The organism is Micromonospora sp. L32 (genome assembly GCF_052068055.1).
Lineage (GTDB): Bacteria > Actinomycetota > Actinomycetes > Mycobacteriales > Micromonosporaceae > Micromonospora > Micromonospora purpureochromogenes.
Genome location: NZ_JBQHDD010000016.1, coordinates 1 through 14,318 on the forward strand (window position 1 = coordinate 1; position 14,318 = coordinate 14,318).

At 71.3% G+C, this 14,318-nt stretch carries 12 protein-coding genes and 1 pseudogene; 11 read left to right on the forward strand and 2 right to left on the reverse strand.

Going from position 1 to position 14,318, the window contains the following annotated elements; translation table 11 throughout:
* Window positions 1-302: 302 nt before the first annotated feature.
* The gene (locus ACTMTB_RS29335; protein WP_377606397.1) at window positions 303-1,337 is read right to left on the reverse strand and encodes a LacI family DNA-binding transcriptional regulator; all 1,035 of its coding nucleotides are present in this window, start codon (window positions 1,335-1,337) and stop codon (window positions 303-305) included.
* Window positions 1,338-1,574: 237 nt separating this feature from the next.
* Here ACTMTB_RS29335 and ACTMTB_RS29340 point away from each other — a divergent pair, with 237 nt between their 5' ends.
* The 10 genes from ACTMTB_RS29340 (at window position 1,575) to ACTMTB_RS29385 (ending at window position 12,714) form a co-directional block, all read left to right on the forward strand.
* A complete protein-coding gene (locus ACTMTB_RS29340) occupies window positions 1,575-2,681 on the forward strand; it encodes an amino acid ABC transporter substrate-binding protein (protein WP_441149409.1) in 1,107 nt (368 codons plus the stop codon).
* A 4-nt stretch (window positions 2,682-2,685) separates the two neighbouring features.
* The gene (locus ACTMTB_RS29345) at window positions 2,686-3,573 is read left to right on the forward strand and encodes a branched-chain amino acid ABC transporter permease (RefSeq protein WP_441149410.1); all 888 of its coding nucleotides are present in this window, start codon (window positions 2,686-2,688) and stop codon (window positions 3,571-3,573) included.
* Window positions 3,557-4,735, forward strand: a complete 1,179-nt coding sequence (locus ACTMTB_RS29350; RefSeq protein WP_441149411.1) for a branched-chain amino acid ABC transporter permease — start codon at window positions 3,557-3,559, stop codon at window positions 4,733-4,735. The genes ACTMTB_RS29345 and ACTMTB_RS29350 overlap by 17 nt, the downstream gene beginning before the upstream one ends.
* 76 nt (window positions 4,736-4,811) lie before the next feature.
* Window positions 4,812-5,552 (forward strand): ABC transporter ATP-binding protein, encoded by a 741-nt coding sequence (locus tag ACTMTB_RS29355; RefSeq protein WP_441149412.1) that lies wholly within the window; start codon window positions 4,812-4,814, stop codon window positions 5,550-5,552.
* Window positions 5,542-6,291 (forward strand): ABC transporter ATP-binding protein, encoded by a 750-nt coding sequence (locus ACTMTB_RS29360; protein ID WP_357915434.1) that lies wholly within the window; start codon window positions 5,542-5,544, stop codon window positions 6,289-6,291. The genes ACTMTB_RS29355 and ACTMTB_RS29360 overlap by 11 nt, the downstream gene beginning before the upstream one ends.
* A 106-nt stretch (window positions 6,292-6,397) precedes the next feature.
* The gene (locus ACTMTB_RS29365) at window positions 6,398-7,354 is read left to right on the forward strand and encodes a LamG-like jellyroll fold domain-containing protein (protein ID WP_441149413.1); all 957 of its coding nucleotides are present in this window, start codon (window positions 6,398-6,400) and stop codon (window positions 7,352-7,354) included.
* A 38-nt stretch (window positions 7,355-7,392) separates the two neighbouring features.
* Entirely contained in the window at window positions 7,393-9,483 is a 2,091-nt protein-coding gene (locus tag ACTMTB_RS29370; protein ID WP_441149414.1) for a PQQ-dependent sugar dehydrogenase, read from the forward strand.
* Between the two features lie 128 nt (window positions 9,484-9,611).
* Window positions 9,612-10,766, forward strand: coding sequence for a Gfo/Idh/MocA family protein (locus tag ACTMTB_RS29375; RefSeq protein WP_280838593.1), 1,155 nt, complete (start codon window positions 9,612-9,614; stop codon window positions 10,764-10,766).
* Complete coding sequence (locus ACTMTB_RS29380; protein ID WP_441149415.1) at window positions 10,763-11,914, forward strand: dihydrodipicolinate synthase family protein; 1,152 nt, start codon at window positions 10,763-10,765, stop codon at window positions 11,912-11,914. The genes ACTMTB_RS29375 and ACTMTB_RS29380 overlap by 4 nt, the downstream gene beginning before the upstream one ends.
* Complete coding sequence (locus ACTMTB_RS29385) at window positions 11,911-12,714, forward strand: sugar phosphate isomerase/epimerase family protein (RefSeq protein WP_280838595.1); 804 nt, start codon at window positions 11,911-11,913, stop codon at window positions 12,712-12,714. Before ACTMTB_RS29380 ends, ACTMTB_RS29385 begins: the two co-directional genes overlap by 4 nt.
* Window positions 12,715-12,822: 108 nt before the next feature.
* On the opposite strand, the pseudogene ACTMTB_RS29390 reads toward ACTMTB_RS29385, so the two are convergent.
* Window positions 12,823-13,476: pseudogene (locus tag ACTMTB_RS29390) on the reverse strand (nucleotidyl transferase AbiEii/AbiGii toxin family protein).
* Between the two features lie 116 nt (window positions 13,477-13,592).
* Here ACTMTB_RS29390 and ACTMTB_RS29395 point away from each other — a divergent pair.
* Window positions 13,593-14,228: a DUF6880 family protein gene (locus ACTMTB_RS29395; protein ID WP_441149416.1), complete on the forward strand. Its 636-nt coding sequence runs from the start codon at window positions 13,593-13,595 to the stop codon at window positions 14,226-14,228.
* Window positions 14,229-14,318 lie beyond the last annotated feature (90 nt).

Here is a 14,318-nt window from a genome sequence, read left to right on the forward strand (position 1 = left end):
TTTGAGACAATCAACAGGCCCGCACACGCGGCTTGAACCACTCAACCCCGCGAGTCAACCGAACCCGGGGCAGTCCCAGATCTCCGGCGGGGCTGGTTTGTGGGTCTTGACTCTGTGGTGTGTTGAGTTTGTTGAAGCGGCTGGTGGTTGGTCGTCCGCTGCGCAGTGACCGGCTGGGTGAGACGTCGAGCTCGCACAGAACCGCACTTCAGACGGCCGAACCGAGTATTCGAGCCCCACACGGCGGCGGCGTAGCCCTTGCGGACGTAACACCCGGTGTCGGCACCGGCCGGTCTCGACACTCAGCGCGGCGGTACGGGGCCGGTCGAGTCGCGTACCACCAGGGCGTGCCCGGTCGCCCGGCGCCGGGGGCGGGTCGAGGGGGGCTTGAGCGCGAGGGTGAGCGCCATCCGCCCCATGTCGGTCATCGGCAGCCGGACGGTGGTGAGGCTGGGTGCGAGGTCGGCGGCGACGGAGATGTCGTCGAAGCCGACGACCGACATCCGCTCGGGCACGGGGACGCGGTGCGCGCGGAGCGTCGACAGCACCCCGATCGCCATCGCGTCGTTGAGCGCGATGATCGCGGTCGTCTCCGGGTGGTCGCGCAGGATCTGCTCAGCGGCCACCCGACCGCCGTCCCGGGTGAAATCGGAGTGGACGACGGGGAGGCTGTCGAGGGAGAGCCCGCGCTGTCGCAGGGCGGACGAGACCCCGGCGAGCCGGTCGGCGACCGTGGTGAGTCCCGCCGTGCCGGCGGCGACCGCGATGCGCCGGTGCCCGAGCTCCAGCAGGTGCTCGGCGAGCGCCCGGCCGCCGGCCTCGTTGTCGGGCCGCACGGCGTCGACGCCGAGCGCGTGCCGGCCGATGACGGCGACCCGGCCGCCGAGGCTCTGGAACTCCGACAGCTCGGCCCGCGCCTCGGCCTCCACCCGGGGGTCGTCGTAGCCGGACCCGGCGATCAGGATGATCCCCACCCGCTGCGCGATGAGGTGGCGCAGCTGCCGCAGCTCGGCTTCGGGGTCGCGGCCGGAGTGGCAGATCTGCACCAGCAGCCCCTCCTCGGCGGCGACCTGGATGACCCCACCGGCGATCTCCGAGAAGTACGGGTCGTCGACCTGGTGGACCACCAACCCCACAGTGGAGCTGGCGCCGCCGGCAAGGGTGCGGGCGTACGGGTTGGCGACGTACCCGAGCTCCCGCGAAACCTGCCGGACGCGACTGGCTACCTCTTCGCTGACGCCGTCCCGGCCGGAGAGAGCGCGGGACGCGGTCGCCAGCGAGACCCCGGCGCGCTCGGCCACGTCGACGAGGCGCAGTCTCGGGCCAGGCTTGGGCATTCGGCAACTCCCCAGAAACATCCATGTCATCTGACTATTGCTAGTGACGCGTAACACAGCCTAGTCTACGAAAGCGCTTCCGTAAGCGCTTCCGTCCCGGCAAAGGAGCGTCACGGGATGACAACCCGTTTCAGGCGAATGCAGTGGATGACAGCCCTCGGCGCGACGATGACGCTTGCGCTGGGGGCCTGCAGTGGCGACGGCGGCGGCGGATCGGCCGCCCCCGATGAACCGATTGTGATCGGGATCTCCCTCCCGCTGACCGGAGACTTCTCCGAGCCGGGCAAGGGTGTCCAGCGCGGTTACGAGGCCTGGGCCAAGATCATCAACGACAAGGGCGGCCTGCTGGGCCGCAAGGTCGAGCTGAAGATTCTCGACGACCAGTCCAACGCGGACCGCGTGGTCGCCGACTACGAGCAGCTCATCGGCAAGGACCAGGTCGACTTGGTGGTGGGTCCGTTCTCGACCCGCCTCGTCGTGCCCGCGGGCCGCGTGGCCGAGGAGTACGGCATGCTCTTCGTCGAGCCCGCGGGCGCGGCGAAGCAGGTCTTCGAGCAGGGCTTCAAGAACCTGTTCTACGCCGCCCCGGCGGTGGCCAACGACCACTACAACCACCTGGCCGAGTACCTCCTCGCGTTGCCCGCGGACCAGCGGCCCAAGACCGCGGCGTACGCGGCCATGGACGACCCGTTCGCGCAGGGCACAGCGTACGGGCTGAAGGAGAAGCTCGAGGCGGCCGGCATCCGCACGGTCGTCAACGAGGTCTACCCGCCGAACACCACCGACTTCGGCAGCATCGCCGCGAAGATCGCGGCCTCGAAGGCCGACATCCTGGTGGGCGGCTCGCAGTACCAGGACGGCGTCAACCTGATCGTCGCCCTCCAGCAGCTCAAGTACCAGCCGAAGCTCGCCGCATTCTCCACCGCGCCGACGAACCCCGAGTTCGCCAAGGCCATCGGCAACAAGACCGAGGGGATCCTTTCCCCGACCGGCTACACCCAGAAGGCGCCGTACCCGAGCAACAAGGAGTTCGTCGAGAAGTACACGGCGCAGTTCGGCTCGCCGCCGGAGGAGGACGAGGCCAACGCGTACACGACCGGCCAGGTCGTTGCGGCGGCGGTCACCGCCGCCGGCTGCGCCGAGCAGGGGGACTGCCAAAAGAGGCTGGTCGACTGGGTACGCAAGAACACCGTGGAAACGGTGGTCGGCCCGCTCTCCTGGGACGAGACGGGCAAGCCCAAGGGCGCACACATGATCCAGCAGTGGGTGGGCGGCCAGATCCAGATCGTGCTGCCGGCCGACGCCAAGGAGACCGAGTTCGTCTACCCGAAGCCGGCCTGGTAGCCAGATGCCATCCGGTGCCCTGCTCTTCCAGAGCATCATCCTGGGTCTGCTGCTGGGAGGGCTCTACGCCCTCCTGGCGGCGGGCCTGACCCTCTACTTCGGAATTATGCGAGTCGTGATGATCGCCCACTCGGCGTTCCTCATCCTCGCCGCCTACCTCGCCTGGTGGTCCCACTCCCGGCTGGGCGTCGACCCGCTGCTGTCGATGATCGTCACCGTGCCGCTCTTCTTCGGCTTCGGGGTGACGCTGCAACGGCTGCTCCTGGCCCGACTGCGCCCGGTCACCCTGACCATGATGTCGGTGCTGTTGACGTTCGCGATAGCGGTTCTCATCGAGGGGCTGCTCGGGTACGTGTTCAGCGGCACCCAGCGGCGCATCCAGCTCGGCTACGGCGCGGCGAGTTTCGGGCTCTTCGGGGCCCGCATCGCGGTCGTCAAGCTGATCGCGTTCGGCCTCGCCGCCGTCGCCCTGCTCACCCTCTACCTGCTGATGAAGAAGACGACGTTCGGCTGGGCGCTGCGGGCGACCATCCAGCACCGCGACGCCGCCCGGCTCATCGGCATCGAGACCGAGCGGGTCGCCGGGTACGGCTTCGGGATCGGCCTCGCCACCGCCGCGGTGGGCGGCACCGCCCTGGCCCTCGACACCACCATCTACCCCTCGCTGCACTGGCACTGGATCGGCCCGCTGATGGCCATCATCGTGGTGGGCGGGCTCGGCAGCGTACCCGGGGCCGCCATGGCCGCCATGGTGCTCGGCCTGATGCAGAGCCTGCTGCAGATTCCACTGGGTACGACCTGGGCGCAGACGATCTTCTACCTCGCCCTGTTCGCGACCCTGGCGTTCCGGCCACAAGGATTCTTCGGAGGTCGCCTTGCCCAGCGCTTCTGAACCGACCACGGCGCCGGCGGCGAGAACAGCGGCAACAGCGACGGCGGCGGCGCGCCGGCCCGTCGGCTGGATCGTCCAGGCGGTCGCGGTCCTCGTGCTCGCCGCCGCGGTGCTGTCCTTCCCGTCCCTGGCGCCCAACCCGTACATCCTGTCGGCGGGCATCGTGGTGCTCAACTACGCGGTGCTCTCCACGTCGTGGAACTTCGTCGGCGGGTTCACCGGCTACATCTCCCTCGGTCACGGGGCGCTGGCCGGGCTGGGCGGCTATTGCACCGCCCTGCTGGTCACGAAGGCCGGGCTGCCGAGCTTCGTGGCCCTGGTGGTCGCGGCACTGCTGGTGGCCGCGCTCGCCGTGCCGATCGGCTTCGCGGCGCTGCGGGTGCGTGGCGCCTCGTTCGTGATCGTGTCGATCGCGCTGGTGCTGATCCTGCTGCTGGTCTTCCAGAGCTGGGCTTCGGTCACCGGTGGGTCGCGCGGGCTGGTGGTCCCGCGGCCGTTCCCCGGGCTGCTGCGCCCGGAGCACCACCGGGTCTTCTACTTCCTCTTCGCCGGTCTGCTCGGACTCGCGCTGCTGGTCTGGTGGCTCATCGACCGCTCGCGGTTCGGCCTCGGGCTCAAGGCGATCCGGGAGGACGAGGACAAGGCGGAGGCGCTGGGCACGCCGACGTTCGCGTACAAGCTCGTGGTCTTCGTGGTCTCGGCGGGGTTCACCGCCCTGGCCGGTGGGCTCTACGCGCTCTGGTTCGGCGACCTCGACCCGGTCTTCCAGTTCTCCATCCTCACCGGCTCCTACATGGTGCTGATGGCGCTGCTCGGCGGCGTCCGGCACCTGTTCGGCCCGCTGGTCGGCGCACTCGTGGTCGGGACCGCGCTGGAGTACTTCAAGGTGGAGTTCGGCAACACGCCGCTGCACCTGGTCGCGACCGGCCTGCTGCTCGCCCTGGTCGTGCTCTTCATGCCCGACGGCGTCCTGCCGGCGATCGGCGGGCTGCTCAACCGGATGCTCCGGCCGGCGCAGAGCTCCATCCGCGAGGTCACGGCCGGGCAGCTCCGCGACCAGCGGGCGGCGGGTGCAGGTACGCCGGCGGGAGCGCGGGAGCCGGTCGACGCGGCGGCGGCCACCACGGGGGGTCGCCCGGAGCCCACCAAGGAGCGGGCATGAGCGAGCGCTGCGAGCGAATCATCAGGCACAGTGCGGTGGAGCCTCATGCCGTCGCCGACCGCAGGGAGGTGACGGCATGAGCGAGGTACGCAGCCTGGCGACCGCGGGCCTGACCAAGGCGTTCGGCGGTGTGGTGGCGCTCGACGGTGCCACCGTCGAGTTCCGGCACGGCCAGGTCAACGCGCTGATCGGGCCCAACGGGTCGGGCAAGACGACGTTCTTCAACTGCGTCACCGGGATGATCCGTCCGGACAGCGGGCAGACGACCTACCGGGGGCGGGACATCACCCGTAAGGCGCCGCACGCCATCGTCCGCGCCGGCGTGGGGCGTACCTTCCAGCTGTGCCGGGTGTTCCCCCGGATGTCGGCGCTGGACAACGTGCTCGCCGCGGTCCGCCCAGCCGGCCTGACCGGCCAGCTGCGCGGCGCTCGCGCCCGGGCGGAGGTCGACCGGGCCCGGGGCTGGCTCACCCGCCTCGGCATCGAGCACCTGGCCGACGTGGAGGCCCGCAACATGTCGTGGGGCCAGCAGAAGCTGCTGGAACTCGCCGGCGTGCTGATGAGCGACCCGGAGACCGTACTGCTCGACGAGCCGGCCGGCGGCGTCAACCCGGCGCTGCTGGACCGGATCGGCTCCCTGGTCCGCGAGCTCAACGCCGAGGGAAGGACCTTCGTGATCGTCGAGCACAACATGGACCTGGTGATGAGTGTCAGTGACCACATCGTGGTGTTCGACCGCGGCCGCCCGATCGCCGAGGGCTCGCCGTCGCTCATCCGCTCCGACGAACGCGTGCTGGGGGCCTACCTTGGCGTCTGAAATCGAACTCGTCGACATCCAGGCCGGCTACGGGCGCGCGGCGCCGGTGCTGCGCGGCCTGACCGTCTCGGTGCCGGCCGGCCAGATCGTCTGCCTCGTCGGGCCTAACGGCGCCGGCAAGTCGACCGTCCTCAAGGTCGCCAGCGGGCTGCTCAAGCCGCGTTCTGGGCGGATTCTCGTCGGGGGCGTGGACGTGACCGGTCAGGGCCCGCAGCGGATGCTCGCCTCGGGGGTCGCGCACGTCCTGCAGGGGCACAGCGTCTTCCGCGAGATGACCGTGGCCGAGAACGTGCTCCTGGGCGGTTACACCCTAAAGGACAAGGCGCTCATCGCCGAACGGACGGCCTTCGTCAAGGAGGTCTTCCCCGTCGTCGCGCAGCGCTGGAACTCCCTGGCCGGGCTGCTCTCCGGCGGCCAGCAGAAGCAGGTGGAGTTCGCCCGGTCGCTCATGGTCAACCCCAAGGTCGTGCTCCTCGACGAACCGTCCATGGGGCTGGACCCGAAGGCCACCACCACGGTCTTCGAACAGGTCGTGCGCATGCGCGACGCCGGCACGGCGGTGCTGCTGGTGGAGCAGAACGCTCGGCGGGCGCTCGAGACGGCAGACCTCGGCTGCGTGCTCGACCTCGGGCGCGTGCACATCTCCGGGCCGGCGGCACAGCTGCTGGCCGATCCCCAACTCGGCGAGCTCTACCTCGGCGGGCGGCCCGCCGAGCCACCGGTCTCGCCCATGCCGTAACGCCCTCAGGTACAGCGGCACAACCAGGCAGTTCGAATGCACGCACGTAAGCGCTTCCGAAAGCGGTTGCGTCCCCCCGCTCGCAACGCGAAATGAGGTGTACGCGATGACCACAGCCAGACGGGCCGTCGTCGCCACCGCCGCCCTGCTGGCGGCCGGTGTGCTGGCGGGCGCCGGGGCACCCCCGGCGCAGGCGGACCGGAACCACCCGCGCGACGTCCACCCGCACCTGCGATCGAACCTGGTCGCCTTCTACGACTTCGACCACCCCGTGGAGGGCGACGCCGCGCTCGAGCGCGACCAGGGCCGCTCCGGCACCGAGATCGAGCTCGTCAACGGCGGCCCCGACATGCGGGTGGCCGAGCACGCCTACCCGGGCAGCGGCAACGCGTTGCAGACCCGGCAGGTCAACCCGGCCGCGGCCGGCAACGACGACTGGAAGGCCGGCATCTGGTCGGCGAGCGGCGTACGTACCCTGCGCGCGTTCAGCGGGGTCGAGGGCACCACGGTGATGGGCTGGTTCAAGCGGGAGATGGACGGCCCGGCGCTGAACTCCACCACCGGCAACCCGGCTGACCGGTTCAACGCGATCGGGCTGGCCGGCGTGCTGACCGGCGACTCCGACGGCCACGGCGTCCGAGCGCTGCTCGAACTGATCGACGTCAACGGGGAACTGCGCCTGGTCGCGCTCGGCCGGCGCCTCGACGGCGGCAATTCGCAGACCTTCGCCGCGAGCGAGGACTGGCGCACCCTGCTGCCGAAGGGGGAGTGGGTGCACCTCGCCGCCACCTTCGACTTCACCACCGGCGCCATGGCCCTCTACCGCAACGGCCAGCCGGTGGACGGCTTCTACACCCGTACCGACGACCCGTGGCTCGTGTCGGGGCCCGGCCCGCACGTGACCACCGCCTCCGACCCCCGGGGCATCAAGATCGGCGGGAGCTTCCCGCAGGACACGCTGGAGCGGAACCCGTGCGACTGCCGCATGGACGCCCTGATGTTCCTCGACAGCGTCGCCTCGGCGACCGACGTCGAGAAGCAATACCGCTACATGGCTCGCTGACCACCCTCGGCACCGTCCCCACCGAGAAGGAGACCCGCGTGCGCAGTATCGGCAACATCCGCAGATCCGCGCTGACGGCCGGACTCACGGTCGCCACCCTCGTCCTGTCCACCCTGGTGTCCGGCCCCGCGCGGGCCGCCGACCCGGTCTTAGACCCGGTCCGCGAGATGCCCACCCAGTCCCGGCTCGGGCTGGTCCTCTCCGAGTACGTCAACTTCCCCCAGTCGTTCCCCAACCCGGCCCCGGTCGACCAGCGGCTCATGCGGACCGCCCGGATCAACACCATCATGGAGTTGCCCGACGGCTCCGGCCGCCGCGCCGTACCCGACCTCAACGGCAACTTGTACCTCGTCAAGGATGGCGTGCCGCACGTCTACCTCGACGTGGCCGCGACCTTCGCGCCACAGTTCTTCTCCGGCCGCGGGCTCGGGCAGGGCTTCGGCTACGTGGCGTTCCACCCGGAGTTCGGCACCAACGGCCGGTTCTACACCATCCACACGGAACAGGCCTCGCTAACGACCAAGGTGCCGGACTACGCCCAGACGAACGTCCTCTTCCACGGTGTCATCACCGAGTGGACGGCCACCGACCCGGCCGCCGACACGTTCGCCGGCAGCCGGCGCGAGGTGCTGCGGATCGGCTTCGGCGGCCAGGTCCACGGCATTCAGGAGATCAACTTCAACCCCACGGCGAAGCCCGGCCAGAGCGACTACGGGCTGCTCCACCTCGCCGTCGGCGACGGCGGTCTCGGCGTCCGCAACACCGACCCGCAGAACCTGGCCATGCCGCACGGCAAGCTGCTGCGGATCGACCCGCACGGCACCAACTCCGCCAACGGGAAGTACGGCATCCCGGCCGACAACCCGTTCGTCGGCCAGGCCGGCGCGCTCGGCGAGATCTACGCGGTGGGCTTCCGCGACCCGCACCGGTTCAGCTGGGACCCGGCCACCGGCCGGATGTTCCTCGGCCACATCGGCGAGCACGCCATTGAGGCGATCTACGAGGTGCGCGCCGGCGACAACTTCGGTTGGAGCGAGCGGGAAGGGGCGTTCCGGTTCGACAAGACGGCCACGAACCCCTGCAACAAGCTCTACCCGCTGCCCGCCGACGACGCGCAGTACGGCTACACGTACCCGGTGGCCGCGTACGACCACAACCCGGCACCGGGGTGGAACTGCACCTCGGACGTGGGTGTCGCGGTGGCCGGCGGGTTCGTCTACCGCGGCAACGAGCTGCCCGCGCTGAAGGGCAAGTACGTCTTCGGTGACCTCGTCGACGGTCAGGTCCTCTACACCGAGGCGCACGAGATGCGCCGGGGTGCCGGCCTGGCGCCGATCCACCGGCTGGCCCTGTTCAACGCGGCCGGCAGCCCGGTGCGGATGCAGGACCTCTCCGGCCCGGGCGCGCCGGGCAACCCGGAGCGGGTCGACCTGCGCTTCGGCACCGACGCCGCGGGGGAGCTCTACATCCTCGCCAAGGCCAACGGGAAGATCTGGAAGGTCACCGACACCCAGGAGTTCGCCAGCGGCGACGTCGGCAAGACCAGGCTCCACAAGCCCTCGGGCCCGGACAGCTGGGCGCCGGTGACCCCGTCGAAGTGGCAGTTCGACAAGGACGAGGTGATCCTCGCCGAGGCGGGCGACAGCCGGCCGGGTCCGCGCCGTCCGTTCGAGTACGCGGTCGTGACCGACGGGCCGGAGTGGTCCTCGGCGGAGATCGAGGCGGACGTGCGGTTGGACACGCCGGTGGAGGTCAGCAACCGGGACGTGATCATCGTGTTCGGCTGGCGCTCGGACACGGAGTTCTACTACGCCCACGTCTCCACCGACAACACGATCCTGCCGCACAACGGCATCTTCAAGGTCAACAACGCCGACCGGCAGCGCATCGACTACCAGTGGAACGGGCGGTCCCGCGGCGCCAACCCGGCGGTCACCGACGCCGACTGGCACAAGGTGCGGGTCGTGCACCTGCCGGCCACCGGGGAGATCGCGGTGTACGTCGACGGCCGCAAGGACCCGCTGATGACCGCGAAGGACACCACGTTCGGCTCCGGGCGGGTCGGGTTCGGCTCGTTCGACAACGTCGGCCGGCTGCGTCACCTGACGGTGACCGGCGCGCCGGCCTGAGTCCAACCCGGCGGGGGCGGCGGCAACGTCGCCGTCCCCGCCGGCGGTCCCCGGGGAGACCGGGACGAGGTTTGCGGCACCCGGAGGAGTCGGGTGCCGGAGGAAGCGCCTACCTGGAGGGTGAGACGATGACGGCACGTGTCCCGATCGGGATCGTCATGAACGGCGTGACCGGGCGGATGGGCTACCGGCAGCACCTGGTCCGGTCCCTGCTGGCGATCCGTGCGCAGGGCGGCGTACCGTTGGGCGGCGGCGGCTGGCTCTGGCCGGAGCTCGTCCTGGTGGGGCGCAACGAGGCCAAGCTGCGCGACGTCGCGGCCCGGCACGGGCTGACCGACTGGACCACCGACCTCACCGCCGCGCTGGCCCGCCCGGACGTCTCGATCTACTTCGACGCCCAGGTCACCAGCGAGCGGGAGAAGGCGATCGGCCTGGCCATCGAGGCGGGCAAGCACATCTACACCGAGAAGCCGATCGCCACCACCCTCTCCGGCGCGGTCGATCTGGCCCGGGCCGCCGACGCGGCTGGCGTGCGGCACGGCGTCGTGCAGGACAAGCTCTTCCTGCCCGGCCTGCGCAAGCTCGACCGGCTGGTGCGGGGCGGGTTCTTCGGCCGCATCCTGTCGGTGCGCGGCGAGTTCGGCTACTGGGTCTTCGAGGGAGACTGGCAGGAGGCCCAGCGCCCGAGCTGGAACTACCGGGCCGCCGACGGCGGCGGCATCGTGGTCGACATGTTCCCGCACTGGCACTACGTGCTGGAGCAGATCTTCGCCCCGGTGCGGGCGGTCACCGCGCACGTCACGACCCACATCCCGCGACGCTGGGACGAGGACGGCCAGCCCTACGAGGCGACCGCCGACGACGCCGCGTACGGCATCTTCGAACTCGACGGCGGCATCGTGGCGCAGATCAACTCGTCCTGGGCCGTCCGGGTCAACCGGGACGAGCTGGTCGAGTTCCAGGTCGACGGCACCGAGGGCAGCGCGGTCGCCGGGCTGCGCGGCTGCCGCGTACAGCACCGGGCCACGACCCCGAAGCCGGTCTGGAACCCCGACCTGCCGTCCAGCGACGACTTCCGGGCCCAGTGGCAGGAGGTGCCGGACAACGAGGTGTACGACAACGGGTTCAAGGCGCAGTGGGAGATGTTCCTGCGGCACGTCGCCGAGGACGCCCCGTACACCTGGGACCTGTGGTCCGGCGCGCGCGGCGTGCAGCTGGCCGAGCTGGGCCTGCGGTCGGCGCGCGAGGGCCGGCGCCTCGAGGTGGCGGAGCTGTCCTCGTGAGCACCACCGTCACCCTGCCCGACGGGCCCCTCGCCCTCTCCGGCGCCGGGCGCGAGCACGCCGCGCCCGGCGCCCGCTTCACCAGCCGGATCGCGTACGCCGCCGCGCACGTCGTCGCCGACCCGGGGGCGGAGAACGTGCCGGGTGCGCCCGCCGCCGTGGACTGGGATGCGACGCTCGCGTTCCGCCGGCACCTCTGGTCGTACGGGTTCGGTGTGGCCGAGGCCATGGACACCGCCCAGCGGGGCATGGGTCTGGATTACCCGACCGCGCGCGAGCTGGTGCGACGTTCGGCGCGTGCGGCTCGGGCCGAGGGCGGCGCGATCTGCGCGGGCGTCGCCACCGACCAGCTGCCGGCGGGTCCGGCCACCCTCGACGAGATCCGCAAGGCGTACGCCGAACAACTCGCCGACGCGCAGGACGCCGGGGCCCGGCCGGTGCTCATGTGCAGCCGGCACCTGGCCGCGGCGGCCCGCTCGGCCGAGGAGTACCTCGACGTCTACGGCCGGCTGCTCGACGAGGCGGGCGGCCCGGTCGTGCTGCACTGGTTGGGCCCTGCGTTCGACCCGGCCCTCGCCAGCTACTGGGGCGACCCCGATCCCGCGCGGGCCGCCGACACGGTGGCCGCGCTGATCGGCGCGCACACCGGCAAGGTCGACGGCATCAAGCTGTCGCTGCTCGACGAGGACTTCGAGGTCGCGCTGCGCCGGCGGCTGCCGCCCGGGGTGCGGCTCTACACCGGCGACGACTTCAACTACCCGGCCCTGATCCGCGGCGACGGCGAGGGCCACTCCGACGCGCTGCTCGGCGTGCTGGCCGCCATCGCGCCGCCGGCCGCGGCGGCGCTGCGCGCGCTCGACGCCGGCGACCTGGCGACGTACGAGGAGATCCTCGCGCCCACGCTGCCGCTGGCCCGGCACCTGTTCGGCGCACCGACGTTCTACTACAAGACCGGCATCGTGTTCCTGGCCTGGCTCGCCGGCCACCAGGACCACTTCACCATGGTCGGCGGCCTCCAGTCCGGACGGTCGCCGGTGCACCTGGCCCGGCTGATCCGGCTCGCCGACGCGGCCGGGCTGCTGCCCGACGCCGAGCTGGCCGCGCACCGGGCGCGGTCGTTCATGACCACCGTGGGGGTGACGCAGTGAAGCGGTTCGCGCTGAACTCGGCCACCACGAAGCGGTGGCCGCTGCCGGAACTCGTCGCGGGCTGCGTCGACGCCGGGGTCTCCGGGGTGGGGCTGTGGCGCGAGGACCTGGCCGCGTACGGCATCGAGCAGGCCGCGGCGCGCGTGCGCGACGCCGGCCTCACCGTCACCTCGCTGTGCCGGGGCGGGTTCTTCGACGCCCCCGGGTGGTTCGACGAGAACCGGCGGGCGATCGACGAGGCGGCGGCGGTCGGCGCGCCGGTGCTGGTGCTGGTCTCCGGGGGGCTGCCGGCCGACAGCCGGGACCTCGACGTCGCCCGGGCGCACGTCGGCGAGGCGCTCGGGGCGCTCGTGCCGCACGCCCTCGCCGCGGGCGTACGACTCGCCGTCGAGCCGCTGCATCCGATGTTCTGCTCCGACCGGTGCGTGGTCGCGAGCCTCGGCCAGGCCCTCGACCTGGCCGACCCGTACCCGCCGGAGGCGGTCGGCGTCGTCGTCGACACCTACCACCTCTGGTGGGACGACCAGGTGTGGGCGCAGATCGCTCGGGCCGGGCGGGAGAACCGGATCGCCTGCTTCCAGGTGGCCGACTGGGTGACGCCGCTGCCGGCCGGGGTGTTGCTCGGCCGGGGGTTGCCCGGCACCGGCTGCGTCGAGCTGCGCCGCTTCCGGGAGGCCGTGGACGCCGCCGGGTACGCCGGCCCGATCGAGGTGGAGGTCTTCGCCGAGGAGGTGTGGTCGCGTCCGGGCCGCGAGGTGCTGGACGAGGCGGTCGCCGGCTACCTCGCCCACGTGGCCTGAGCGCCGCCGATCGGCGCGGCGCCGCCCCGGCCGTCACGCATCCATTGATACAGGGCTGCGGTGGCGGTACCGCCACCAGGGCACGCGCCTCGCACCTTTCAAACAACGCTAGGGCAGGTTGGCGGTGAGTTCTTCGCGCCACTGCGCGAAGCGTTTGCGCATCTCGCAGATGTGGGCGGGGTCGGCGTTGTAGGCGGCGAAACGCCGGTCCGGGTAGCGCTCCAACATTCCGAACAGGTCCGCCAGGACGCGCCGGTCGAACCCCGCGTCGGACTGTTCGGCCAGCTCGCACAGCCGCGTCCGGGTGTAGCGACCGGTAATGAGGGCCGCGTCGATGTCCAGGAAGTCCCGAGGCTCGGCTCGCGTGTACAGGGCGGACATCTTGCCCGCGACGACGTCGTCGGCGTGCAGCACTGGCCCGACGTCCATCATCACCGGCGGCAACGCGCGCCAGTTGGCCGCCAGCTCGACCTTGTACGGATGCTCAGGTTGAGCGGGATCGGTGACCGCGAGCCGGGCGAAGGTGTCGAACCGCTGCGTCACCTCGACGGATTACCCGCCGTCGCGGTAGCCGTAGACGACGGCGTCCACTGCTGCGGCGAACTCGCCACGTCGCTCCCACGCCGTGAACAGGTCGATGTCCTTGCTCGGCCGGTCCAGGATGCCGTGGGCCTGAACGGCGTAGCCGCTGGCCAACGCGAACCCGTAGCGGGCAGCGACCCGCAGTCCGATCTCCGCCAGGCGGAGGTGAACTTGATCCACTCCTACCCGGCCAGCGCCTGGGGCGGCGTGGTCAGCTCGGGAAAGCGTGCCTGCCACAACGCCCGCAGCCGGGCCGGGAGCCACAAGCTTGGCCACAAGCGGCGCACAGTCGGGCCGTGCAACCACCGGCACAGGTCCGCGACCGAATCAGCCTGAAGTTGGAGTGCGACGGTCCCGGCTGGCCCCGTGTCCTGCTGAGTGAGTTCGCTCCCGCGCTCGGGGAGCGGGGTATTGCGGAGGTGGAGCGACTGGTCGCCGAGCGGGCACTCACCGCCGACCGGCAGTCGTGGACCGGTGCGTTCGCGGTGCGTGACCTGCGCGAGCAGCTCGCCGAGGTGTCGGGCGACGTCGACCGGTATGTCACCGTGCTGGCCGAGCACCTGGCCAGTGCCGTGCAGTACCAACGGATCGCCGAGGCGCTACGTGCCGCTGGGCGCCGGGACGATGCGGTCGACTGGGCCCGGCGGGGCGTGGCCGCCAACGAGGGCTCGCCGTACATGGACCGGCTCCGTGACGTCCTGGTCGACATGCTCGTCGCCGCCGGTGACACGCAGGGTGCTGTGCGGGTCCGGCGGGAGGAGTTCGCCCGGCATCCCACCGCCATGGCGTACCGATCGCTGGTCGACACAGTGGCGGTGGTCGGTGGGGACGATCCAAAGGGGGTGGGCCGTGGGGGTGCTGCGCGAGCGGGTCGCCCAGCAGCCGGCGTGCGCCTCGGAGCTGGTCGATGTGCTGTTGGCGGTGGGCCGTGACGACGAGGCCTGGCACGAAGCCCTGCACCATCGGCGGTCGATCGGTGGGGCGCAGTGGCAGACTCTGCTCGAGCGACGGGCCGTGACGAA

Excerpts from the sequence above, each read along its gene's own strand:
- ACTMTB_RS29335 (WP_377606397.1), bottom strand. The coding sequence starts at position 1,337 with ATGCCCAAGCCTGGCCCGAGACTGCGCCTCGTCGACGTGGCCGAGCGC.
- ACTMTB_RS29345 (WP_441149410.1), top strand. The coding sequence starts at position 2,686 with ATGCCATCCGGTGCCCTGCTCTTCCAGAGCATCATCCTGGGTCTGCTG.
- ACTMTB_RS29355 (WP_441149412.1), top strand. The coding sequence starts at position 4,812 with ATGAGCGAGGTACGCAGCCTGGCGACCGCGGGCCTGACCAAGGCGTTC.
- ACTMTB_RS29365 (WP_441149413.1), top strand. The coding sequence starts at position 6,398 with ATGACCACAGCCAGACGGGCCGTCGTCGCCACCGCCGCCCTGCTGGCG.
- ACTMTB_RS29375 (WP_280838593.1), top strand. The coding sequence starts at position 9,612 with ATGACGGCACGTGTCCCGATCGGGATCGTCATGAACGGCGTGACCGGG.